Genomic DNA, 22,604 nt, shown 5'->3' with positions numbered 1-22,604 from the left:
CACGGCCTTGCGTCCAGCGTAATGCGCTAGTAAAAACAGCACGCTAGTGCAGAGTCAAGAACGAAGAAAAGCCACCGAATGTTCCGGGAGGTCAGCCCGCGGTCGCTGTGGGCCGTTCGAGGAGCGGGGCGATCTCCGCGCGGCCCGAACAGCCCAGCTTGCTGAGGATGTGCTCGACGTGCGCGTCCGCCGTGCGCTTGGAGATGACGAGGCGCTCGGCGATCTCCCGGTTCGTCAGCCCCTGGGCCACCAGCCCGGCCACCTCCCGCTCCCGGCCGGTGAGCACGCCGAGGCCGCCGCCCCGGGCGGACGGACCCTCGCGCCGCGCGCCCACCCCCGGCGCGGGAGCCTTCGGGTGCTCGCGGTCGGAGGCGGCCAACTCCACCGCCTCGGCGGCCGGCAGCGCCCGCCCGCGCCGCATCAGGTTGTGCGCCCGGGTCTCCCCCAGCGCCGACGTCACCCGGTCCAGCGCCTCGTGGTGGCAGGCGATGAGACTCTCGATGCCCCACATCAGGGCGAGGTCCTGCCGCCAGTAGGCGTCGGCGGCCCCCAGCAGCCAGGCGGCCCGCACGGAGCGCCCGGCCTGGGCCGCCTGCCAGGCCAGGGTCTCCAGGCATACGGCGGTGCCGTCCGGCTCCTCCATGGCGGCCTTGAGCCGTACGGCCTCCCGCAGCGGCGCGGCGCACTCCGCGCGCCGTCCCTCGTTCCACAGCGCGAGGCCGTGGAAGTACCGGATGAAGCCCCGGAAGAAGACCTCGCGCTCTTCGTCCCCGGGCCCGCCGCTTTCCCCCTCCCCCCGCTCGCCGCCGCTTTGCTCGCTCAGGCCGTGCTCGCTCAGGCCGTGCTCGCCCTCCGCCCGCTCGCCGCCGCCGTGCGGGCCGTCGCCGAGCGCCAGCTCGAAAGCCCGTTCGTTGCGCAGCGACTGCTCGCTCCTGCCGAGCAGGGCCGAGCGCACCGCCTCGTGCATGAAGTTGAGCGCAAGGTGGTAGCGGTCGCCGGCCGCCTCCAGCAGCGGACGGGAGCGCGCGATGAAGGGGCCGGCCGTCTCCGCTTCACCGCTCATCAGGTGCACGAAGCCGACGAAGTGCGTGGCCATCCCCCGCAGCCGCTCGTCGCCGAGCGCCTCGGCGATCTCCCACGCTTCCTCGGCGTACGGCATGGCCGCCTCCGTGCGCCCCTGGACGGCCGTGTGGTGCGCGAGGCCGCACAGCGCCTCGGCCCGCTCGGGGCACGGGCCCGACAGGAGTTCCAGGCCGCGCCGCAGCCAGTGGCGGGACTCGGCGAAGGAGGAGCGGAACGTCCAGTACGGCGCCAGCGCGACCGCGAGCGCCGGCCCGTCCTGGGGCCGCTCGCCCGGCCCGTGCGCGTATTCGAGCGCCAGCCGGAAGTTGGCCAGGTCCCGCGTGATGTCCTGGCTCAGCCGTTGCTGTGCGGGGCCCGTGCCGTGCTCACGGAAGTGCTCGGCCGCGCCCCGGAACCACGCCAGGTGCCGCTCGGCGCACGCCCGCTCCTCACCGGTGCTCGCCAGCCACTCGGCGCCGTACTCGCGGATGGTGTCCAGCAGCCGGTAGCGCGGCAGATCCTCATCGTCCACGCGCAGGACCACCGACTTGTCCACGAGCGCCACCAGGTGCTCCACCACCGCCTCCGGCCGCAGCGCGCCGCCCGCGCACACTGTTTCGGCGGCCCCGATGTCGAAGGCCCCGGCGAACACCGACAGCCGGGCCCACAGCAGCCGCTCCTCGGCCGAGCACAGCTCGTGGCTCCAGCCGATCGTGGTACGCAGCGTCTGATGCCGGGGCAAGGCGGTACGCCGGTCACCGGTCAGTACCCGGAAGCGGTCCTCCAGGCGCGCGGCGAGCTGGGTGAGCGAGAGGGCGCGCAGCCGTACGGTCGCCAGCTCGATGGCCAGCGGTATGCCGTCCAGCCGGCGGCACAGGGCGACGACCTCCTCGCGGTTGGCGGCGGTGACGCGGAAGCCCGGTACGACGGCGGCGGCGCGCTGCGCGAAGAGGGCCACGGCGCTGCCGTCGGTGCGGGCGCCGCTGCCGTCGCGCTCCTCGACGGCCAGCGGTGGGACGACGAAGGTGTGTTCGCCGGGCACGTCCAGCGGCTGGCGGCTGGTGACCAGCAAGGTCACCTCGGGCGCCTCGCGCAGCACGAGGTCGGCGAAGGCGGCGCACGCGTCGACGAGGTGTTCGCAAGTGTCGAGGATCAGCAGCTTGCGCAGTCCGCGCAGGTGCTCGACCAGCAGGTCGAGAGGTTCACGGCCGCTCTGGTCCGGCAGGCCCAGCAGCGCGGCGAGCCCGGCGGGCAGCAGTTCGGCCTCGCGCAGCTCGGTCAGCTCGGCCAGGCACAGCCCGTCGGGGTAGCTGTCCTTGACGGCGGCTGCGGCGCGCAGCGCGAGCCGGGTCTTGCCCACGCCGCCGGGGCCCACCAGGGAGACCAGCCGGGCGCGGCACAACAGGGCGTCGACGCACGCGAGTTCCTCCTGGCGTCCGACGAAGCTGGTGACCTCCGCGGGGAGGGCCGAGCTCCGCCGCTTGAAGCCGAAGCCCATGTCACCCCCACCCGAAAGCTGTGACGTACGCATTTCGCACGTCAGGGTACTCATCCCGTCACCCTGTGCGAACAGGGGTGAGCGGGGACCAGCCGCATGGGCGAGCGGGAGGAACCGCGGGAGTGACCCACGGAAGGCCGCGGCAGGCCCGTGGCAGGCCCCTGGAAGGCCTCCGGGAGGAGCGGGGGCGCCGGGCGGGGGAGGGCAGCGGGTCGTGAAAGGCGCAGGTGGTCAGCCCAGTTGGACGGAGCGCTTGGCCAGGCCGTACCAGAAACCGTCGATGACGGTGCGCTGTCCGGCCAGCTCGTCTTCGCCGGCGCCCAGGGTGACGAACAGGGGCGCGAAGTGTTCCGTGCGCGGGTGCGCGATACGGCCCGCCGGGGCGCGGTGGGTGAAGTCGAGCAGCGCGTCGATGTCCTGGCCCGCCAGCGCCTCGCGCCCCCACGCGTCGAACTCCCGGGACCAGGCCGGGGTTTCGTCCGCCCCGGCGCCCCAGCTGAAGCCGCTGAGGTTGTGGGTGAAGAAGCCGCTGCCGACGATCAGCGTGCCCTCCTCGCGCAGCGGCGCCAGCCTGCGGCCCAGCGCCATCAGCCGCGTGGGGTCCAGGGTCGGCAGGGAAAGCTGGAGGACGGGGATGCCGGCGTCCGGATACATCTCGACGAGCGGTACATAGGCCCCGTGGTCCAGGCCCCGCTCCGGCGCGGCGGCGACCTGGTCGCCGCCGCCCAGCAGGGCCCGTACGCGCGCGGCCAGGGCGGGCGCTCCGGGCGCGGGGTAGCGCACCCGGTAGTAGTGCTCGGGGAACCCGGAGAAGTCGTGGACCAGCGGCACCGTACGGGTCGCGGAGAGGGTGACGGGGCGCGACTCCCAGTGCGCCGAGACCATCAGGACGGCGCGCGGGCGCGGCAGTTCACGCGCCCAGGAGGCGAGCTGGAAGGTCCACAGCGCGTCGTCGGCGAGCGGCGGGGCGCCATGACTGAGGTACAGCACGGGCATCCGGCCGCCGTCCCAGGACATGCCGCCGGCGTCGCCGTCGCTGTCGCCGCCGTGCGGGGTGTCCGAGCGGCTCATGGCGCCCCCTTCCGGGCGAGTGCTTCCAGGTGCTTCGGTCCGGTGCTGCCCGGGGAGTGCTCCCCGGGCAGCACTCCCTGGGCAGTGCTTCCGAGAGGTCGGGCGGGGCGGATCAGTTCCGTACGAGGAGGACGATCCCGGCCAGGACCGCGCCCAGGACGAGTGCCGCGGCGCCGTGGGTGAGGCGGTGGGCGCGCAGGACGGGCAGCGCGCGGTCGGCGGCCAGCCTGCCGGGCCCGGTGAGGGTGAGCGCGGCGGCGGCCACGGCCAGGAGGAGTTCGTACTCCACGCCCTTCGGCGCGAAGAAGCTGCCCCACTTCACGGCGAGGACGTTGAGCATGGTGCCGAAGAGGGCGGCGCCCGCGAGCGGGGTGAGCAGGCCGAGGGCCAGCCCGAGACCGCCCAGGGTCTCGCTGAGGCCGGCGACGACGGCCATGGTCTTGCCCGAGGGGTATCCGACCGAGGTGAAGAACCCGGCGGTGCCGTCGAGCCCGCCGCCGTTGAACCATCCGAAGAGCTTCTGAGAGCCGTGCGCCGCCATCGTCAGGCCGAGGGCGAGCCGCAGCACGAGCAGGCCCGCGTCGTAGCCGGGCTGGGCGGGCGCGGAAACGGCGGCGTCGGTGCCGCCCGTCCGGGCGGTGTCCGGCCCGGCATCCGGGGAGAGGGTTGTGGCGTGGGGGGACGACATGAGCGGGAGCCTCCTGCGGGACGTGTGGTTCAAATTCGAACCTCGTTCTCGGGGCGACCGTACAAGACAGTTCGAATTTGAACAACCGCGTAGAATGACACGCATGGCAGAGACCAGGTGGCTCGACGAGCGGGAGATGGCGGCCTGGCAGGGCTTCCTGGAAGCGACCAGCCGGGTCTCCCGTCACCTTGAGCAACAGCTCAAGGACGACGCGGGGCTCTCCCACACGCAGTACGAGATCCTCGTACGACTCGGGGCCGCGCCGGACGGCGAGATCCGGATGACCGAGCTGGCGGAGGGCCTCTTCACCTCCAAGAGCGGGCTGACCTACCAGGTGAGCCAGCTGGAGAAGCGCGGCCTGGTGCGCCGCCGCTCCTGCCCCACGGACGTACGCGGCGTCCTGGCCGTCCTCACCACCGAGGGCCGCGACACGCTGCGCGCCGCGGCCCCCGGACACGTCGCCGCCGTACGCGAGGCCCTCATCGACGTCCTGCGCCCCGACGAGCTGGACGCGATGGCCGAGGCGCTGGGCCGCGTCGGCGCCCGCCTCCGCCCCTGACGGAGCGGTCAGGAAGCGGCCGGGGCCGGCGGTGGCGGCCCCGTCGAGCAGTCGCTCCGGACCGGCCCGCAGCCTGTCCGCCGTACGGTGCTCCTCGCGCGGCCGGTCGATCGCCGGCGCCAGGTGCGGGTGCCGGCGCGCCAGAGCGGGGAGCGCGCCCTGCTCCTCCGCCCGGACACCTTCGCCCGGTGGTCGACGGAGCCGGTGAAGCCGCGGTCCGGCACCTCGTCAACTCCCGTGGCACGTGAAGGGAGCGCACGCGCCTACCGGGCCTCGAACACCCCGGCGAGGCGCCGCAGTCCCTCCGCGATCTCCTCGGGGGTGTGCGTGGTGAACGACAGCCGCAGCGCGCCCGGGTCCGGTGGACCGGCGAAGAACGGCGCCCCGGGGACGTAGGCCACATCGCGGGCGACCGCAGCACGGAGCAGCTCCGTCGCGTCGTGGCCCGCCGGCAGCCGGGCCCAGACGAACATGCCGCCCTCCGGCCTGTTCCACTCGCTCCCCTCGGGCAGCGCGGCGGGCAGCCCGTCGAGCAGGGCGTCCCGGCGCAGCCGGTAGGCCACGCACAGCCGTTCGAGGTGCGCGTCCAGGTCGGCGTCCGCGAGGTAGCGGGCGGTGGCGGCCTGGTCGACGGTCGAGCAGTGCAGGTCGAAGGACTGTTTGGCGACGACGCAGGCGCGGCGCAGCGCGGCGGGGGCGCGCAGCCAGCCCAGCCGCAGTCCGGGCGCCATGACCTTGGAGAAGCTGCCCAGCAGCACCGTGCGGTCGGCGGCGGCCTCCAGGGAGGCGAGGTGGGGCACCCGCTCGCCCTCGTAGCGCAGTTCGCCGTACGGGTCGTCCTCGGCTATCCACAGCCCGTGCCGCGCCGCGACCGCGGCGACGGCCTGCCGCCGCGCGGCCGGGAGGGTGCGGCCGGTCGGGTTCTGGAACGTCGGCACCGTGTAGAGCAGTTTGGGCCGCTCGCGCACCACGGCATCGGCCAGCGCCGCGGGGTCGAGGCCGTTCTCGTCCGAACGCACGGGGACGACGCGCGCGCCCGCGAATCCGAAGCACTGGAGGGCCGCGAGATACGTCGGGTCCTCCACCAGCACGGTGTCGCCGGGCTCCAGCAGCGCCGTCGCCAGCAGCGTGAGGCCCTGCTGGGAGCCGGTGGTCACCAGCAGGTCGTCCGGCGAGGTGGGCAGGCCCCGGGCGCCGAGCCGCGCGGCGACGGCGGCGCGCAGCGCGGGGTCGCCCTCCGTCGTGGAGTACTGGAGCGCGCGGCGCGGCTCCTCGGTGAGCACCTGGTCGTAGGCGGCCCGTATCCCCTCCGCGTCGAACAGCTCGGGCGCGGGCAGCCCGCCCGCGAAGGAGATCACCTCGGGGCGCTCCGTCAGCGCGAGGATCTCGCGCACGGGAGAGGAGCCGACCGAGGCGGCACGGGAGGCGAGCGGGGGCGCGGGCGCGGCATTTGACGCGGCATCCGGTGCGCCCGCTGTGCGGGCGGCTCCCGGGGCGGGCGCGGGAGCAGAGCCCGCGGTGGTGCTGGGGGTCATACCCGCAGCCTACGAACGCGCCCCGGCCCGCCCCGCCCCCATCCGGAATGTGGGCAGCCGCCGCCGTTCCGGACCGAGCCCGGCACGGGCCGCACGGACGGGTTGACCGGTTGCCGCGCGCCATCGCGCTCGGGTGCGCCACGCCACGGCACACACCGCGCACCCCCGGGCCGTACGTCCGGACCGCCGGACCGCCGGACCGCCGGACCAGGAGGCGTCGGCCGCACGCGTCGGCCGGACGCGCGTGCGGGGCGCCCGGAGGTGCGTGCGGGGCCGGCGTCACCGCCCGGCCAGGGCGTGCGCCATCCGGTGCGCCGGGCGTGCCCGTCCCGCCGCTCCGGGCGTTAGCGGGGCAGTGAACGGGCGACGAGCGAGCGGGCGAGAGGCGGGTGGCGGACGGCCATGGGAAGGATCGGGGATTTCGAACGGGCACTGGAGCGCTGGATCTCGGCAGCGTGGGCGCTGGTACGCAGGCCGCGCAGCAAGCCCGCCGAGATCGTGACGGTGCTCTACAAGGAGTGCGACGAGAACGCCATGATCCTGGGCCACGGCCGAACCCTGGTCCCCAACCACTTCAGCATCGAGCTGCCCCAGGACGTCCACGAGCGGCTCGACGCGCACAGCGGCGAGCTGGCACCCCAGCTGGCCGCGCTGGTCCGCAGCTACGCGGCCGAGCGCCGCTACACCTTCGCGGGCCCCGTCACGGTCCGGCTGGAGGCGCCGCGTTCCGCCCAGCATCCGGTCACCCGCTACCGCGTCCACAGCCATGTGGCCCCCACCGCGCCCGCTCCGGCCGGTGGGGGCCATGGCGACGACCTGACCCAGCTGCTGCCGCTCCCGCTGTTCGAGCCGTCCGGACCGCCCGGGCCATCCGGAGCGTCCGGGCCCTCGGGGGCATCGGGACCGTCGGGGTCGTCGGGGGCCTGCGAACTGTGCGGGCCGTCCCGGCCTGGAGACGAAGCGCGAATCGCCGGTTGTGATCACGTCTCGCGGGTACCCACGGGCCGATATTGGGCCTGAAGACAATTCGCGAGAAAGGGAGGCCCGGAATGGTGGCGGACATGTCCGGTGGGGACAGGGAAGTCTCCGTGCAGCTGAGCGAGTGCGGCGGTGCGGATGCCGAAGTGGTGTTCGAAGTTCTGGACGCGCTGTTCCCCTCGGACTGGAAGTCCGGGGCCGAGCGGCGGAAGGCCGATGTGTGGATGGCGCAGTTCGACATCGCGCAGGGCACCGGCCGGCGGCCGGAGCCCGTGGCACTGGCCACCCCCGTCGCGGCCGAACTCCAGGGGCCGCCCACAGCCGTGGACAAGCTCCTCCGGGTGCTGGACGACGCCTTCACGGTGCGCGAGGAGCTGCATGTGGCAGGCGACCAGGAAACGCAGCTGCGGCTACGGCTGGAGAGCCGCTGAAGCATCCGGTGCGCGGCTGCCGGGTGGCATGCGAGCAGGAGGCAGGAGAGGGCGAGGGGGCACGGCGCGTCGGCCGTGCCCTCTCCTCGTACGAGGGCGCGCTCCATACGAGGGCGCGCCCCATGCGAAGGCCCGCTACGCCGTGCGGTAGCGCAGCAGCACGACCCCTGAGACGAAGGGCCTGGTCTCCACCAGGCGCAGCGTGCCCGGTCCCTTGGTCCGGTCGGTGAACAGCCGGGCACCGGGGCCGATGACGACCGGGTATACGAACAGCCGGAACTCGTCGACCAGTCCGGCCGCGATCAGCTCGTGGACCAGCGTGATGCTTCCGGTCGTGACGATGTCCCCGCCGGGAGCCCTCTTCAGCGCCGCGATCTCCTCGCCCGGGTCGCCCGGCAGCACCGTCGTGTTCTGCCAGCCGGGGTCGCCCAGGGTGCGGGAGACCACGTATTTGCGAACCGTACTGAGGTAGTCGGCGACGCCGGTCGTGTCGTCCGTCTGCCGGGGCCAGTAGCCGCGCATGTCCTCGAACGTCCTGCGGCCCACCAAGAAGGCGTCGGCGCCCGCCATCTGCTCGCCCAGCGCGGCCGTCAGATCGGAGGTGTCGGGCTGCGCCGAGTCGGCCCCGGCGGCGTCGGCCGGGGCGAACCAGCCTCCGGCGGCGTCGATGACGCCATCCAGCGTGATGTTCTCCGTGATCACCAGGTCCCGCATGCTCCGGCCCTCCATGGTCGGCTCTTCCCGCCTTCCTGGTGAGACCAGGGTGACCGACCGGACTCATCGCCGCCTCCGGAGCGCGCGAGCGCCGTCCTCAGAGCCGAGCGCGGGTGAGGAGCCGAGCGCGGATGAGGATGGGCCTCATCAGGGCAGGGCGCGGATCAGGATGAGGGAGCCGTCCAGCGTGGGCTGCCGGCGCAGGGCGCCGTAGCGCTCGTCCCAGCGGCCCGAGTCGAGATCGTCGCGCAGCCGCCCGACGTACTCCGCGCGCACCTCCGGCTCCACGAAGCTCCACGCCGAGCACGCCTGGCGGGCGCCGGGCTCCAGCAGGCGTTCGGGGCGCGCGTAGTACGCCTCGTTGAAGCCGTCGGTGCAGTCGGCGGGGACCGGGACCCGCTCCACCGTGACCCGGCCGCCAAGGGTCTCGGTGAGATCGGCGACGGCGGGATAGCGGCGGGCCTCGGTCTCCAGGACGAGGGGCGCGTAGTCGTACAGCCAGAAGTCGCGTACGAGGTCAGGGTCGCAGGTGAGGATGACGACGGGGCCGCGCGCCACCCGCCGCATCTCGCGCAGCCCGGCCTTGATGTCGCTCCACTGGTGCACGCTGAAGGTGGTCATCGCCGCGTCGAAGACACCGTCGGGGAACGGAAGATGCTCGGCCGTGGCGTCAACGGCCGGAGCCAGGTGGGCCGGACGCTGGACCCGCATGGACTGCGAGGGCTCCACGGCGGTGACCAGCAGGCTCCTGGACTCGTACGATCCGGAGCCGGCCCCGACGTTGACCACGGTGCCGGCGTCACCAAGGGCAGCGAGGACGGCCGACGCGATCCGCGGATCCGGTTTGCGGTAGGCGCTGTATCCGGCGCCGATCCGGCCGTAGTCGGCGTCTCCCACGCTGCCGTCCACTCTTTGTTCCGTCACGACACAAACTTACCCCGCGTTGTCAACAGCCGCTCCCCCAGGGGCGGTAGGGGACCGTAGACGCGGGCGGGCCGAAGGGCGCATCGCTGCTGCGGATGCGCCCCCTGCCCGGAAACTGTCTCAATGCCGCGGGCGAGCCAGTAAGGTGCGCCGCGTGAACGAAGCTGCTTCCCCTGCCCCCCGCTCCTTCCGCCTGATCGTCACAGGGGGAGGAACCGGCGGCCACACGTATCCCGCACTGACCGCGATCCGGACGCTACAGGCCCGGCTGGCCGCTGACGGCGGCACCCTGGACGTCCTGTGGATCGGTACCCCCCACGGGCTGGAGGCCCGCGTCGCCCCGGACGAGGGCATCGCCTTCACGACGGTCGCGACGGGCAAGATCCGCCGGTCCGCGAACCCGCTCAAGATGGTCAGCCCGGCGAATGTACGGGACATGGCGCGGGTGCCGCTCGGTGTCGCGCAAGCCCGGAAGGTCATCGCGGAGTTCGGGCCGGACGTGGTCCTCGCCACAGGCGGGTACGTCGCGGTCCCGGCCGGGCTCGCCGCGCGGATGTGCCGCCGCCCGCTGGTCCTGCATGAGCAGACCGTGAAACTGGGGCTGGCCAACCGGAAGCTGGCGGGCTCCGCCGCGCGCATCGCCGTGTCGTCCGAGTCGACGCTGCCGCTCCTGCCGGAGTCGGTGCGCTCCTCCGCGGTGGTCACCGGCAACCCCGTGCGACCGGAGGTGCTGTCGGGGCACGCGGACAAGGCCGTCGCGGCGCTGGGACTGCACGGCTTCGACCGGCGGCTCCCGACCCTCTACGTCACCGGCGGCGCCCAGGGCGCGCAGCAGATCAACGACGTGGTCCGGGACGCGCTGCCGTGGCTGCTGGAGCGCGCGAACGTCATCCACCAGTGCGGGCCGGCGAACGCCGAGGCGCTGCGCGGGAACGCGGCAGCCCTGCCCGCCGAGCTCGCGGGCCGCTACTACCTCGCCGGGTTCGTCGGCCCCGAACTCCCCGACGTCCTGGCGCTCGCCGACGTCGTGGTCTCCCGCAGCGGCGCCGGTACCCTCGCGGAGCTGACCGCCCTCGGCAAGCCGGCGGTGTTCGTGCCGCTCGCGTCCTCTGCGGGCAACGAGCAGGCGCACAACGCCCAGCACCTGGAGAAGACGGGCGCGGCCGTCACCCTGGAGGGTGAGGTGAGTGCGGCGCGGCTGCGGGAGGCCGTCGACCCGCTCCTCACCGATCCGGCGCGGCGTGAGGCGATGGCGGAGGCGGCCCGGGCACACGGGCGGCCGGACGCGGCCGAGAGGCTCGTGGACGTACTGCTGTCCGCCGCGACGGGCTGACCCCGGCCGGGGGCCCGCCCGGGACCCGGGCGGGCCCCCGGTGCCGTGACCCGGCACCGTGCCCTCAAGGCGCAAGGAGCAAAGGGCAAGAGGCAAAGGACAAGTGTGACCCTGACGGCTGTCAGGTGGGCGAGCCTCCGTCCGACTGCCTACGGTGCCGCGTACGCGTACAGCGGTCGCTCAGTCGCGCAGGCCACCGGCAAACGGTGTCGTCCGCCATTGCTCGATGGCGGGTTCCACCGCCTCCGCGAGCATGGGCAACTGCGGCACGAGCGCGAGGCACGCCACCGACCGGGACATGCCTACGGCGTTGACGAAGCGCAGCACACGCTCATCCAGCTGACGCAGGCCTCGTTGCCGCGCGGCGGAGTTGTACGCGGCCTCGCATTCGGGGCCGAGGGCCGCCACGTCCCATTCGACCGGCCCGAGCGTGACCAATTCGAAGTCGGAGTACAGCCGGCCATGCGAAGCGGCGACGATGTTGACCGCGGGCGCGTCCCCATGGATCGGCTGGAAGTCGATTCCGGGGAACTCCGCCTCGAATACCGCGCGCGAGCGGACGACGGGCTCCAGGATCTCCCACTCCCGCAGCGCGCGGTCGAGATCGGCCGGGTCGATGAGGTCGGGACGCGCTTCGAGGGCGGCAAGCCCCTCTGTGACGAACCTCGGTTCGGCCGCCGAAAGGAACGGGAGATCCCCCGGGTATTCGCGCAGTGCGGCGTGCAGGTCGACGACCAGACGGGAATTGTGCACGAAGTCAGGCTCGACGCTGTTGTCCTGCTCCACGAACTGCCAGAACGTCATGGAGAATCCGTCGCGCCGCACGGGTTCGGCCGGCACGAGCGGACTCGGCGGAATCACCGGACTGCCCTGCTCCGCGAGCCACGTCACCACATCGAGTTCTGCCCGCTGTCGCGCCGACTGGGTGTCGGGGTCGGCGTACGACGGCAAAACGGTGGGCACCCGGACCACCACAGGCGCCGGCGCGAGGTGCACGACGACGGAAAACACGTCATGGAGGACGGTCGCGTCGGTCACCGCGAGCCCGAGATCGCGCCCCGCGGCGACGGCCGCGTCCAGAGCACGCGACCTGCGAGCGGCGAGCTGATCCGGCGTCATGACTCCTGGCATGCCGGCGATGGTGCCACGTGGCGGCGGAACGGCGCGACGTATTTGCGACCGGGCCGAGCCACGGGAGCGCTGCGCGCCGCTGGATCGCGCCACGAGGAGGGCCCGGACGTCGCGTATCACGGTTGTGACGTGGCGTCGGGCCTCGCCCGGCCGGTCCGCTTCGGCGCCGAGCACCGCTCCTAGCCGGTGGTGGCAGCCCCGCTCGGTGAACGGGGGCGGCGTCGAACGGGGATGACGTCCCGGAACAGGACGTTCCGTGCACCGGCAGAGAAAAGCCCCCATTGAACCACTCGCAGCGGCCTTACGTGATCCTTCTGGAGCGCACCCAATGCCTCAGCACACGGGGGAGGAACCAGCGATGCCACCATCCGCAGCCGAGAGCGGTCGCCGCCGCTCGTCCAGTTGGTCTCCGACCGACCCCACGGCAAGCTGGTCACCCTACGAAGGCCCGACCCGGCCCAGCCGCGATGACGACGCGCACCAACAGAGCGCCCTCATCGACCAGAATGACTACGACCGGCGACAGAACATGCCGCCCACGTCGTACGACAACGTGCCGGACCAGTCACAGCCCCAGTCACAGCGCCGCCCGTCGCTGACGGCCAACGCCCTGGGGCCGGGCAACGTGGGGGACGCGTACGCGTTCCAGCAAGCTGCGGCCATGCCGCCAACTTCCCCTGTCAACGCCGCAGGGGCCCACGTGATGCTTCCCTCGTACGCACAAGCCGTGGGAAACCAACCTCCACGCCCGGCGGCGGCTCCCGTCACCTCCCCCTTGCAAACGGGCCAAGAGGCATTCCTGGAAGCCGAATACGCGAACGGCCCAACATTCCCACCACAACCGCCCACCCGAACCAACTCGGCGGCTACCGTCGACCCCACCTGGCACACGAACCAAGCGGAATTCCCGCGAAACACACCAGCAGACCGATCAGCACCGGAAACACCGGCCCAGCCCAACCCAACGGCTCCCCCCGGCCCCTCCCTGCAAGCGGCCCAAGAAGCATTCCTGGAAGCCGAATACGCGAACAGCTACACCTTCACACCACGACCACCCACCCGCACCCAATCGGCCCCATGGATCGCCTCGCAGTCCACGGGCCCGCACACGTCCGTGGACGCACACGCGTTCAGGGCAGCCGAGCAGAACGCCCAGTCACAACGCCAACAGGCCGGCTCCGCCAGCGCCGACGCCCCATGGGTCCGCCCGCCGTCCCCCGACCCGTACACGCCCGCGGACGTCATCGGACTCAACCACGCCGCTGCGAACCACGCGGGCCAAGGGCCCCCTGTCACCACTGAGCGCGGCCTCGGGACACCCTCCCCCTTGCAACAGATCTCCAACGCTGTCGCCCCTCCGCACAGGGGTGGGGCCAACGCTGCGGGGAATGGCGACACCCAAAACCCTCTCGGCAACGCCGCGCTCGTCCACCAGCCCGCCTACTCTCCCCCTTCGAGGGCGAGCACGACCCCGAATCCTGCTGGGACGGCCCAGGTGCCCCCGCAGTTCCTGGGTCGTCGCAATGCGACGAGGCGCAGGAATACGGCCAGAGGCTGAGGCGCGTCGACACGAGGCGCCTCCTCTCTTTCGCTCTCTTTGCCGACTTTGCCGAGCGGCGTGCGTGAGCGAAGAGGGCGGTAGTGCCGGAAGCCGACCTGAGCCGGCATCACACGAGGAGCCCCACGCCCCACGCGCCCACCTCACTCCCCGAATGCTGGGACAAGTACAAGCCGCACAAGGGAGACGGGGAGCAGCCCGCCCCGCCGTGCGACACCTTCGGCTGGACACCGCAGCCCGGCCACGGGCCCGGCGCCGGCCTCCTCGGCCCGTGCAATACCGCGCTGGAGCTGGGGCCGGGGGAAGGCGCGGAGGCCGCGTACCTGGCGCACCGCGGCGTGGAGGTCGTCCGGTGGTGTACCGGGCGGGGCGGGGAGACGGCGGAGACGCTTTCGGAAAGGCGTCACCGTGGCGAACGGACGCAACTCGCCGAGCGAGGGGTCAAGATCACGGCAGAACACGTGGCCGACGTCCTCAGCAAGGGCATCGCTACTCCCACGCGAGCTCTCTGACCCGAACCGTGGCGTCCGCACTCGCGCTGACGGCGACGGGCCGCCCCTCCAGTCTCGCCAGCCGGACCGCGCTCACCTCCTCCAGGTGGTCGGTGAAGGGCTCGCTCAGGAGATGCCGATTCTCCAGGTCCCACACGCACACCGTGCCGTCGTCGCCGCCGGTCACCGCGACGGGACGCCCGTCCACATGGCCCGCGTCCAGGCATGTGACGGTGCCGCCCGGAATGGTGAGCGGCTCGTACCACCCGTCCGCGTCGAGGTCGCGGATCACGAACGCCTGATCCCCGGCCGCCACCAGATACGTCGCGAGGCCGAAGTAGGTCAGGCCTTCCTCCGGATCGGCGAAGTGCTCCGCGACCTCGTCATCGGGGTGATCACAGAACTGCGACTCGGGAGAGTCGAACTCCGCGAGTGAGCCTCCCGCGTCGACGTCCCAGATCCGGAACCGGTTGTCCTTGGTACCAGCCACGACCAGCCGGTCCCTCCAGGTGCCCACCGCGACGCGGCCACATTCCTCCAGTTCGTGCCAGATGGCGGCGTAGGGCTCAGTCGTCCGCGCGTCCCACAGGTGCACCGAGGGACCAGTACCACCGCTGACGAAGAGCGTCCGGTCACCGTGCTCCACGGTGGACACCGCGCTCACCCCGCCGTCCTGACCGCGTGGGCCGCGACGAAGCCTGCCGTCGAGCTCCCATTGGGCGAAGGCCAGCAGGTATTCGCCTCCGCCGAGCACGATCCGGCCGTCGACGGCCGCGGCGGCGATCGCCGTTATGTCCCTGGGCCCCGTCTGTTCGTCCCCGGGGGCGAACCCGTGCGTCGTCCACCTGTCGTTCAGCGAGTCCCAGGTGAAGATCCTGCCGCCGTCTGTGCCCACCACGAGCATGCGCCCGTTGAGGACGACGGTGTCGAAGTCGATGAGCCCCTGGGGGGCCGTTCCGATGATCACGCCGGGAGCCTAGTGCTCCGCCACGCTGCCCGCCCATGTTCCGCCGGGCGAGAAACGCTCTTTGCCGGAGGCTCCTTGAGGGCGGGCCGCCCGGAGGTGCTCCGTCTTGAACGGTGACGAACGTGACCCGCCTGATCGCCACTTCACCTGTCGGCTCGTGACCTCGCCGGTCTTGTTCTTCCGTCTCGCTGTGCACGTCATGCTGTGTACGTCATGGCGTGTGAATAAGCGCACCGTGCGCCCACGGTGCGCCCATTCACCGAGCCCGAGCGTGCGAATCAGCCGTTCCCGCAGGTGAGAAGACACTAGGGCGGTAGTGCCCGGAGCCGGACTTGAACCGGCACGGCCCGAAGGCCAACGAGGTTTAAGCTCGTCGTGTCTGCATTCCACCATCCGGGCACCGGCTCCCGGACCGCGTCGCGTACCGCTCAGCACACGCGGCCCTCCCCCAGGGCATAGGGATGAGCCTATCCAGGGTCATCCCCCGAACAGCGGATCGACAGACCGATGTTGTCTTATTTTATTGGCAACTGACGGAGCATCAGCGCCCCGCGTACTGCCGCGTACCACTTCGGAGCCGTGCCCCCCGAGTGTCCGGCTCGGGAGGAATGACGGAAAGTCGCCGTTCGGTCACACGTCCGGTCCCTACCGTACGGGCCTGAGCCTCCGTCATCCGGCCGCAGGGGCGGCTCTCATACCCAAGGAGGACCAAAGTGTCTTGGACTACCTCCCAGGGCTCCCCTGAAAACCAGAGCGGGGGCTGATCCCCGGCCCGTGACGAGACGGAACGATGGAGGTGCAAGGAAAGTTCCGATCTTCATCACCGTCCGACAGGAGCACCGCGCCGTGACGACCAGCACCCGCCCCCATCACCCCGCGGGAGGCCCGTACCCCGGAGCCCCCACCCAGCATGGAGCCACCGGTGTCGCAGCGGCACGGTCCACCGACCTGTCCAAGGTCTACGGCACGGGTGAGACCCAAGTCGTCGCCCTGGACCGGATATCGGTGGAGTTCCGGCAGGCCGAGTTCACCGCGATCATGGGCCCTTCCGGCTCCGGCAAGTCGACGCTCATGCACTGCATGGCGGGCCTCGACTCGGTCTCCAGCGGCAGCGCCCGCATCGGGGACACCGAGTTGACCTCGCTCAAGGACAAGAAGCTCACGCAGCTGCGCCGGGACCGGATCGGCTTCATCTTCCAGGCGTTCAACCTGCTGCCCACCCTGAACGCGATCGAGAACATCACGCTCCCCATGGACATCGCGGGCACCAAGCCGGACAAGGCGTGGCTGGATCGCGTCATCCAGACGGTCGGCCTCGCCGACCGGCTCAAGCACCGGCCCAACCAGCTCTCCGGCGGCCAGCAGCAGCGCGTCGCCGTGGCCCGCGCCCTCGCCTCCAAGCCGGAGATCATCTTCGGTGACGAGCCGACCGGAAACCTCGACTCGCGCTCCGGCGCCGAAGTCCTCGGCTTCCTGCGCAACTCGGTACGCGAGCTGGGCCAGACCGTCGTCATGGTCACCCACGACCCGGTGGCAGCCGCCTACGCCGACCGCGTCGTCTTCCTCGCCGACGGCCGCATCGTCGACGACCTGGCAGGACCGACGGCCGACAGCGTGCTGGAGCGGATGAAGTCCTTCGACACCAAGGCCCGTACGAGCTGAGCCGACTGCCGCGCCCAGTGTGCGCCGCGCCCCGCGCGCGGTGCCTACGCGGTGTGCCCGGCCGCGCCCAAGCCCCGCCCAGGACTCTCAGGACCGTCAGGAACCCTCATGCTCCGTACAGCCTTGCGCAACGTCTTCGCGCACAAGGCCCGGCTGCTGATGACCATGCTCGCCGTGCTGCTCGGCGTCGCCTTCGTCTCCGGCACCCTGGTCTTCACCTCGACCATCTCGAACGCCTTCCAGAAGAGCTCGGAGAAGGGCTACTCCCACGTAGACGTCTCCATCAAGCAGGACGACAAGGGCGCGCCCCAGGGCCGCGGCTCCGTATCGCCCCTGAGCCAGCGCACCTTGGAGAAGGCCTCGGCGCTGCCCGGCGCCAAGTCGGCCACCGGCGTGGTCTCCGGCTTCGCCGCGCTCTCCGACAAGGACGGCAAGCTCGTCGGTGACGGCTTCTCCACCAAGGGCGCCAACTACTACGGCGGCCCCGCCGGCAAGGGCGCCGATCCCCGCTACCCGATGAAGGACGGCGCCGCGCCCCGCGCGCCGGGCCAGATCGCGCTGGATTCCAAGACCGCAGAGCGCACCGGGTACAAGGTCGGCGACACCGTCCGCATGTCCGTCGACGGCCCCGTGCGCACCGAGAAGGTCACCGGCATCTACACCACCGAAGACGGCAACGTCGCCGCCGGCGGCAGCCTCGTCCTCTTCGACAACACCACGGCCCAGAAGCTGTTCGCCAAGCCCGGTGAGTACACCGAGATCTCGCTGCGGGCCGACTCCGGCGTCTCCCAGACCGCGCTCAAGCAGCAGGCCGAGAAGGTCCTGCCCGCGCACACCGAGGCCGTCACCGGCAAGAAGCTCGCCGACGACGAGTCCGAGCAGATCAAGAGCGGCATGTCCGGCATGCAGACCAGCATGCTGGCCTTCGCCGGCATCGCGCTGTTCGTCGGCATCTTCATCATCGCCAACACCTTCACCATGCTCGTCGCCCAGCGCACCAAGGAGCTGGCGCTGCTGCGCGCCGTCGGCGCCAGCCGCCGCCAGGTGACGCGCTCGGTGCTGATCGAGGCGCTCGCCGTGGGCTTCGTCGCCGGTATCGCCGGCATGGCGGCGGGCATCGGTATCGCCGCCGGACTGCGCGCCGTGGTCGGCAACATGGGCACCATGCCCTCGGGCCCGCTGGTGGTCGAGCCGAACACCTTCATCGTCTCGCTGGTCGTCGGCGTCGTCATCACCGTGCTGGCCGCCTGGCTGCCCGCGCGCCGCGCCGCCAAGATCCCGCCGGTCGCCGCGATGGGCAGCGTCCACGCCCCGGCGACGACCCGCTCGCTGGTGGTGCGCAACACGATCGGCGCGCTCTTCTCCGCCGCCGGTGCCGCGCTGGTGCTGATGGCGACCACGGCGGACGACGGCAAGGCCCAGATGGGGCTGGGCGCCGGGCTGCTGCTGATCGGCGTGTTCGTGCTGACGCCGCTGCTGGCCCGCCCGATGATCGCGGCTGCCGCGCCGGTGCTGCGGCTGTTCAACGTGAGCGGCAAGCTGGCCCGCCAGAACGCGGTGCGCAACCCGCGCCGTACGGCGGCCACCGCCTCGGCGCTGATGATCGGCCTGACGCTGATCACCGGCCTCACCGTGATCGCCGGCGGCGTGCAGAAGGCCATCGACAAGATGGCGTCGGACTCCCTCAAGGCCGACTACACCATCTCGATGGCCAACTTCAGCCCCCTGTCGCCCGATGTGGAAAAGCAGCTGGCCCACTCGGACCAGGTCACCGACAGCTCCCCGCTGCGCAACGCGCAGGCCAAGATCGGCGGGGACACCGAGTACCTGACGGGCGTCAACGGCGGCTCCATCGCCAAGCTCACCTCGCTCGACTTCACCAAGGGCGGCTGGTCCGGCATCAGCGGCGGCGACAAGGTCGTCGTCGACACCAAGACCGCCGAGAACAAGGGCTGGAAGATCGGCTCGACCTTCCAGGTCGCCTACGAGGACGGCAAGAAGGGGCAGCTCTCGGTCGCGGGGCTCTACAAGGGCAACCAGATGATCAAGGGCATCATGGTCGACAACAAGACCGTGACCCCTCACATGTCCAAGGTCACGGACATGCAGGTGCTCGCCAAGACCAAGGACGGCGCGACCGACGAGGTCAAGGAGTCCCTCAAGAAGCAGCTCGGCGACAACCCCGCGGTCAAGGTCGAGGACAAGAAGGACGTCTCCGAGGGCATCGCGAAGATGATCAACGTCCTGCTGAACATGCTCTACGGGCTGCTCGCCATGGCCGTCATCGTCGCCGTGCTCGGGGTGATCAACACCTTGGCCATGTCGGTCTTCGAACGCGGCCAGGAGATCGGCATGCTGCGCGCCATCGGCCTGGACCGCAAGGGCATCAAGCGGATGGTGCGGCTGGAGTCGCTGGTCATCTCGCTCTTCGGCGGAGTCCTCGGCATCGGCCTGGGCGTCTTCTTCGGCTGGGCCGCGGGCGAGCTGATCGCGGGCGCGGGCCTGGACACCTACGCGCTGGTGCTCCCCTGGGACCGGCTGGGCATCTTCCTCGCCATGGCCGCGTTCGTCGGCGTCCTGGCGGCCCTGTGGCCCGCGCGCCGCGCCGCCAAGCTCAACATGCTGACGGCGATCAAGACGGAGTAGCCGCCACCAGGACGGAGCAGCCCTCGTCCGGGCTGCTCCGTCCGGCACGTCGAGGGCCCCGCCCCCCTGCGACAGGGAGGCGGGGCCCTCGTGTCACTTCCGCTTCCGGTCCGCCGTCCACTCGCGGGACCGCAGCGGCAGCCCCGAGGCGCCGCCTTCGGGTGTCTTGACCGCGAGGATCTGGTTGACGCCGATGCGGTTGCGCTCGAAGGCGAGCGCCGAGGCGGCCATGTACAGGCGCCAGATACGGGCGCGGCCCGGGGAGGTGAGCCGGGCCGCGCGGGCGAAGTCGGACTCCAGGTTGGCGACCCAGGCCCGCAGCGTCAGCGCGTAGTGCTCGCGCAGGGCCTCCACGTCGCGCACCTCGAAGCCCGCCTCCTCCAGCTGCCCGGCGGTACGCCCCACCGGCGCCAGTTCGCCGTCGGGGAAGACATAGGCGTCGATGAACTCGTCGACCTCGTAGGCCTCTTCGTCGCTCAGCGGGCGGCGGGCGATCTGGTGGTTGAGCAGCCGCCCGCCGGGCTTGAGGAGGGCGTACAGGTCATCGGCGTACTCGCGGTAGCGGGCCGAGCCGACGTGCTCGGCCATGCCGACCGAGGAGATCGCGTCGTACGGACCGTCGTCGACCTCGCGGTAGTCCTGGACGCGGATCTCGATCCGGTCGGTCAGCCCCTCCTCCGCGACCCGCTTGCGCCCGTAGGCGGCCTGCTCGCGGGAGAGGGTGACCGCCACGGCGTGGACGCCGTATTCGCGCGCCGCGTGCAGCACCAGCGAGCCCCAGCCGCCGCCGACGTCCAGCAGCCGCCCGCCCTCGCGCAGGCCGAGCTTGCGGCAGATGAGGTCGAGCTTGTCGCGCTGGGCCTCCTCCAGGGTCCCGTCCGGCTGCCAGTAGGCGCAGGAGTAGACCATGCTGGGGCCGAGCACGAGCTCGTAGAAGTCGTTGCCGACGTCGTAGTGGTGACTGATGGCCTTGCGGTCCCGGCGCAGGGTGTGGCGCAGTCCGGTGCGGCGGCGGGCCTCCTCGGCGGGTGGCGCGGGCGGCAGCCCGGGGCCCGCCAGCTTCACCAGTTCCAGGGCCGCCTCGCGCACGTCCGGGTCGCGGGCGAGGGCCAGGGCCGAGCGGGCCGGCTGTCTGTCGTCGCCCTTCTCCCAGATCAGCTCGGCGAGCAGGTCGAGAGCCGCGTAGAGGTCGCCCTCTATGTCCAGGTCACCGGCGACCCAGGCGCGGGCCAGCCCCAGCTCGCCCGGCCGCCACAGGACGCGGCGCAGTGCCCTGCGGTTGCGGATGACCAGCACCGGGGCGCCGGGCGGCCCCGCTTCGCTGCGGTCCCAGGTACGGATCCTGACCGGGAGCGGGGCCCCCAGCGCCTTTTCCGCGAGCGCGACGATCCGTTGCGCTGCACCGGCCATTGAGCACACCTCCGTGAAATGAAGGGGTGGATTCCCCCTACACGTAACACGGTGCGGGGGTGTTGTATGCCCACTGTGCCCAAAAATCAGGATCCGCGTTCGGCGCCGGGCATGCCGAAGGGGCGTGAGCCCCACGGATGGCTCACGCCCCTTCAAGGCGTACGGGGAAGGACGCGACTCAGGAGGCGGCGGCCTTCTCCCCCTTGCTGTCGGCCCGGTCGGCGCTGTCGGCCGTGTCGACCCGGCTGTCCGGCGCACTGTCGGCGGTCTGCGCCTGGTCCTCGCGCTTTCCGCCGGGGGCGGGCTCGGACTGCGCCTCCGCCTTGACGGCTGCGGCTGCCGTCACCGGCGCCGCGGCCTCGTAGAACTCGCCGCGCGGGCGCTCCATGGCGCCCAGCGAGACGACCTCACGCTTGAGGAACATGCCGAGCGTCCAGTCGGCGAAGACCCGGATCTTGCGGTTCCAGGTCGGCACCGCCATGCCGTGGTACGCACGGTGGAAGTACCAGGCGAGCCGGCCCTTGAGCTTGATCTTCGTCTTGCCGAAGACGATCATCGCGACGCCCTTGTGCAGGCCGAGACCCGCGACGGCGCCCTTGTTGGCGTGCTTGTACTTGCCCTGCGGGAAGCCGCGCATGCCGGAGATGACGTTGTCGCCGAGCACCTTGGACTGGCGCAGCGCGTGCTGGGCGTTGGGCGGGCAGAACGCGCCCTCCTTGCCGGCGGCCAGGTCCGGGACCTGCGCGTTGTCGCCGGCGGCCCAGGCGTAGTCGAGGCCCTTGATCTGCATCGAGGCGTCCACGTCGACATGGCCCTTGGGGCCCAGCGGCAGGCCGAAGCGGGCCAGCACCGGGTTGGGCTTGACGCCGGCGGTCCACACGATGGTGCTGGAGTCGACCTCCAACCCGTTCTTGAGGACCACGTGGCCATCGACGCAGGAGTCCATGGAGGTGCCGAGGTAGACCTCGATACCGCGCTTCTTGAGGTGCTCAAGACCCCACTCGCCGAGCTTGGGGCCGACCTCGGGAAGGATTCCGGGGGCCGCGTCGACGAGCACGAAGCGCATGTCCTCGCGCTTCACGTTCGGGTAGTACTTGGCGGCGTCGCGCGCCATGTCCTCGACCTCGCCGATCGTCTCGGCACCGGCGAAGCCGCCGCCGATGAAGACGAAGGTGAGGGCCTTGCGCCGAACGTCCTCGTCGTGCGTGGAGTCCGCCTTGTCGAGCTGCTCAAGTACGTGGTTGCGCAGGCCGATCGCCTCTTCCACGCCCTTCATGCCGATGCCGTTCTCCGCGAGACCCGGCACGGGGAAGGTACGGGAGACCGCGCCCATCGCGATGACCAGGTAGTCGAAGGGCAGCTCGTACGCCTCGCCGACCAGCGGCGTGATCGAGGCGACCTTGCGGTCCTGGTCGATGGTGGTGACGCGGCCGGTCAGAACCTCGGCCTTGGGGAGCACACGTCGCAGAGGGACCACGACGTGGCGAGGGGAGATGTTGCCGGCGGCGGCTTCGGGCAGGAAGGGCTGGTACGTCATGTACGAGCGGGGGTCGACGACCGTCACGGTCGCCTCGCCGTAGCGCATCTTCTTCAGAATGCGCCGCGCTGCGTACAGACCGACGTACCCGCCACCCACTACGAGGATTCGGGGACGCTCCGTGGTGCTCATGAAATCGAGTATCCACCCAGTGGTGGGGGTGACTTCGTGAGGGCCTTCACAAGCACTGCCCGACCCTCTGCTACACTCCGCCGCCCCGTGATCGACCCCACAGGAGTGTCACGGAACCACTGCCGCCTCCGAGCCGTTGACGCGCCTCATGAGCTGCGGAGATCGTCGGCCTCGCGGATGAACCATTCGGCCGTTCACCTAGGAGTGACAGGCTCGTAACGGACCGCTGAGGGTCCACATCGTGGCCCCGCCCCCCGGAACTCTTCATTCCACCCCG

16 protein-coding genes and 1 tRNA gene are annotated in these 22,604 nt (G+C 71.5%); 6 read left to right on the top strand and 11 right to left on the bottom strand.

What is annotated here, in order from left to right; genetic code table 11:
* Positions 1–91: 91 nt before the first annotated feature.
* The 3 genes from OHB04_RS25130 to OHB04_RS25120 all read right to left on the bottom strand — a co-directional run bounded on the left by OHB04_RS25130 (position 92) and on the right by OHB04_RS25120 (position 4,319).
* Positions 92–2,614, bottom strand: coding sequence for an ATP-binding protein (locus OHB04_RS25130; protein ID WP_326808370.1), 2,523 nt, complete (start codon positions 2,612–2,614; stop codon positions 92–94).
* Between the two features lie 177 nt (positions 2,615–2,791).
* The gene (locus tag OHB04_RS25125) at positions 2,792–3,577 is read right to left on the bottom strand and encodes a dioxygenase family protein (RefSeq protein WP_326809517.1); all 786 of its coding nucleotides are present in this window, start codon (positions 3,575–3,577) and stop codon (positions 2,792–2,794) included.
* A 166-nt stretch (positions 3,578–3,743) separates the two neighbouring features.
* The gene (locus OHB04_RS25120) at positions 3,744–4,319 is read right to left on the bottom strand and encodes a DoxX family membrane protein (protein WP_326689915.1); all 576 of its coding nucleotides are present in this window, start codon (positions 4,317–4,319) and stop codon (positions 3,744–3,746) included.
* 103 nt (positions 4,320–4,422) lie between these two features.
* On the opposite strand from OHB04_RS25120, the gene OHB04_RS25115 reads away from it, so the two are divergent.
* Positions 4,423–4,878: a MarR family winged helix-turn-helix transcriptional regulator gene (locus OHB04_RS25115; RefSeq protein ID WP_326808369.1), complete on the top strand. Its 456-nt coding sequence runs from the start codon at positions 4,423–4,425 to the stop codon at positions 4,876–4,878.
* Between the two features lie 263 nt (positions 4,879–5,141).
* On the opposite strand, the gene OHB04_RS25110 is transcribed toward OHB04_RS25115, so the two are convergent.
* Positions 5,142–6,413, bottom strand: coding sequence for an aminotransferase-like domain-containing protein (locus OHB04_RS25110; RefSeq protein ID WP_326808368.1), 1,272 nt, complete (start codon positions 6,411–6,413; stop codon positions 5,142–5,144).
* A 402-nt stretch (positions 6,414–6,815) separates the two neighbouring features.
* Here OHB04_RS25110 and OHB04_RS25105 point away from each other — a divergent pair, with 402 nt between their 5' ends.
* Together OHB04_RS25105 and OHB04_RS25100 are read left to right on the top strand one after the other, a co-directional pair.
* Positions 6,816–7,433: a DUF3662 domain-containing protein gene (locus tag OHB04_RS25105; RefSeq protein WP_326689912.1), complete on the top strand. Its 618-nt coding sequence runs from the start codon at positions 6,816–6,818 to the stop codon at positions 7,431–7,433.
* Positions 7,434–7,462: 29 nt separating this feature from the next.
* The gene (locus OHB04_RS25100; protein ID WP_326689911.1) at positions 7,463–7,822 is read left to right on the top strand and encodes a hypothetical protein; all 360 of its coding nucleotides are present in this window, start codon (positions 7,463–7,465) and stop codon (positions 7,820–7,822) included.
* A gap of 135 nt (positions 7,823–7,957) precedes the next feature.
* Here OHB04_RS25100 and OHB04_RS25095 read toward each other — a convergent pair whose 3' ends face one another.
* Both OHB04_RS25095 and OHB04_RS25090 read right to left on the bottom strand, forming a co-directional pair.
* Positions 7,958–8,536: a dihydrofolate reductase family protein gene (locus OHB04_RS25095; RefSeq protein WP_326808367.1), complete on the bottom strand. Its 579-nt coding sequence runs from the start codon at positions 8,534–8,536 to the stop codon at positions 7,958–7,960.
* 147 nt (positions 8,537–8,683) lie between these two features.
* The gene (locus tag OHB04_RS25090) at positions 8,684–9,460 is read right to left on the bottom strand and encodes a class I SAM-dependent methyltransferase (RefSeq protein WP_326689909.1); all 777 of its coding nucleotides are present in this window, start codon (positions 9,458–9,460) and stop codon (positions 8,684–8,686) included.
* Positions 9,461–9,614: 154 nt separating this feature from the next.
* Between OHB04_RS25090 and OHB04_RS25085 the strand changes: the two genes are divergently transcribed.
* Positions 9,615–10,793 carry a UDP-N-acetylglucosamine--N-acetylmuramyl-(pentapeptide) pyrophosphoryl-undecaprenol N-acetylglucosamine transferase gene (locus OHB04_RS25085; RefSeq protein ID WP_326689908.1) on the top strand — a complete coding sequence of 393 codons (1,179 nt, stop codon included), beginning with the start codon at positions 9,615–9,617 and terminating at the stop codon, positions 10,791–10,793.
* Positions 10,794–10,973: 180 nt separating this feature from the next.
* Here OHB04_RS25085 and OHB04_RS25080 read toward each other — a convergent pair whose 3' ends face one another.
* From OHB04_RS25080 to OHB04_RS25070, 3 genes are all read right to left on the bottom strand, one after another.
* A complete protein-coding gene (locus tag OHB04_RS25080) occupies positions 10,974–11,912 on the bottom strand; it encodes an aminoglycoside phosphotransferase family protein (protein ID WP_326689907.1) in 939 nt (312 codons plus the stop codon).
* Positions 11,913–13,971: 2,059 nt separating this feature from the next.
* Positions 13,972–14,940 (bottom strand): WD40 repeat domain-containing protein, encoded by a 969-nt coding sequence (locus OHB04_RS25075; protein WP_326808366.1) that lies wholly within the window; start codon positions 14,938–14,940, stop codon positions 13,972–13,974.
* Positions 14,941–15,257: 317 nt separating this feature from the next.
* Positions 15,258–15,339: transfer RNA gene (locus tag OHB04_RS25070), tRNA-Leu, on the bottom strand.
* A 549-nt stretch (positions 15,340–15,888) separates the two neighbouring features.
* Here OHB04_RS25070 and OHB04_RS25065 point away from each other — a divergent pair.
* Complete coding sequence (locus OHB04_RS25065; RefSeq protein ID WP_326692888.1) at positions 15,889–16,602, top strand: ABC transporter ATP-binding protein; 714 nt, start codon at positions 15,889–15,891, stop codon at positions 16,600–16,602.
* A 108-nt stretch (positions 16,603–16,710) separates the two neighbouring features.
* Positions 16,711–19,248 (top strand): ABC transporter permease, encoded by a 2,538-nt coding sequence (locus OHB04_RS25060; RefSeq protein ID WP_326689904.1) that lies wholly within the window; start codon positions 16,711–16,713, stop codon positions 19,246–19,248.
* Positions 19,249–19,341: 93 nt separating this feature from the next.
* Here the strand turns inward: OHB04_RS25060 and OHB04_RS25055 are convergent, their stop codons facing one another.
* Positions 19,342–20,658, bottom strand: a complete 1,317-nt coding sequence (locus tag OHB04_RS25055) for a cyclopropane-fatty-acyl-phospholipid synthase family protein (RefSeq protein WP_326808365.1) — start codon at positions 20,656–20,658, stop codon at positions 19,342–19,344.
* A 178-nt stretch (positions 20,659–20,836) separates the two neighbouring features.
* Positions 20,837–22,327: an NAD(P)/FAD-dependent oxidoreductase gene (locus OHB04_RS25050; protein WP_326689902.1), complete on the bottom strand. Its 1,491-nt coding sequence runs from the start codon at positions 22,325–22,327 to the stop codon at positions 20,837–20,839.
* Positions 22,328–22,604: the final 277 nt, after the last annotated feature.

This window comes from Streptomyces sp. NBC_01775, assembly GCF_035917675.1.
Classification (GTDB): Bacteria; Actinomycetota; Actinomycetes; order Streptomycetales; family Streptomycetaceae; genus Streptomyces.
This window is presented reverse-complemented; position numbering and strand designations above follow the sequence as displayed.

Bases quoted from the DNA above. Each gene is read 5' to 3' on its own strand.
- OHB04_RS25130 (WP_326808370.1), bottom strand. From the start codon at position 2,614: ATGAGTACCCTGACGTGCGAAATGCGTACGTCACAGCTTTCGGGTGGG.
- OHB04_RS25125 (WP_326809517.1), bottom strand. From the start codon at position 3,577: ATGTCCTGGGACGGCGGCCGGATGCCCGTGCTGTACCTCAGTCATGGC.
- OHB04_RS25120 (WP_326689915.1), bottom strand. From the start codon at position 4,319: ATGTCGTCCCCCCACGCCACAACCCTCTCCCCGGATGCCGGGCCGGAC.
- OHB04_RS25115 (WP_326808369.1), top strand. From the start codon at position 4,423: ATGGCAGAGACCAGGTGGCTCGACGAGCGGGAGATGGCGGCCTGGCAG.
- OHB04_RS25110 (WP_326808368.1), bottom strand. From the start codon at position 6,413: ATGACCCCCAGCACCACCGCGGGCTCTGCTCCCGCGCCCGCCCCGGGA.
- OHB04_RS25105 (WP_326689912.1), top strand. From the start codon at position 6,816: ATGGGAAGGATCGGGGATTTCGAACGGGCACTGGAGCGCTGGATCTCG.
- OHB04_RS25100 (WP_326689911.1), top strand. From the start codon at position 7,463: ATGGTGGCGGACATGTCCGGTGGGGACAGGGAAGTCTCCGTGCAGCTG.
- OHB04_RS25095 (WP_326808367.1), bottom strand. From the start codon at position 8,536: ATGCGGGACCTGGTGATCACGGAGAACATCACGCTGGATGGCGTCATC.
- OHB04_RS25080 (WP_326689907.1), bottom strand. From the start codon at position 11,912: ATGACGCCGGATCAGCTCGCCGCTCGCAGGTCGCGTGCTCTGGACGCG.
- OHB04_RS25060 (WP_326689904.1), top strand. From the start codon at position 16,711: ATGCTCCGTACAGCCTTGCGCAACGTCTTCGCGCACAAGGCCCGGCTG.
- OHB04_RS25055 (WP_326808365.1), bottom strand. From the start codon at position 20,658: ATGGCCGGTGCAGCGCAACGGATCGTCGCGCTCGCGGAAAAGGCGCTG.
- OHB04_RS25050 (WP_326689902.1), bottom strand. From the start codon at position 22,327: ATGAGCACCACGGAGCGTCCCCGAATCCTCGTAGTGGGTGGCGGGTAC.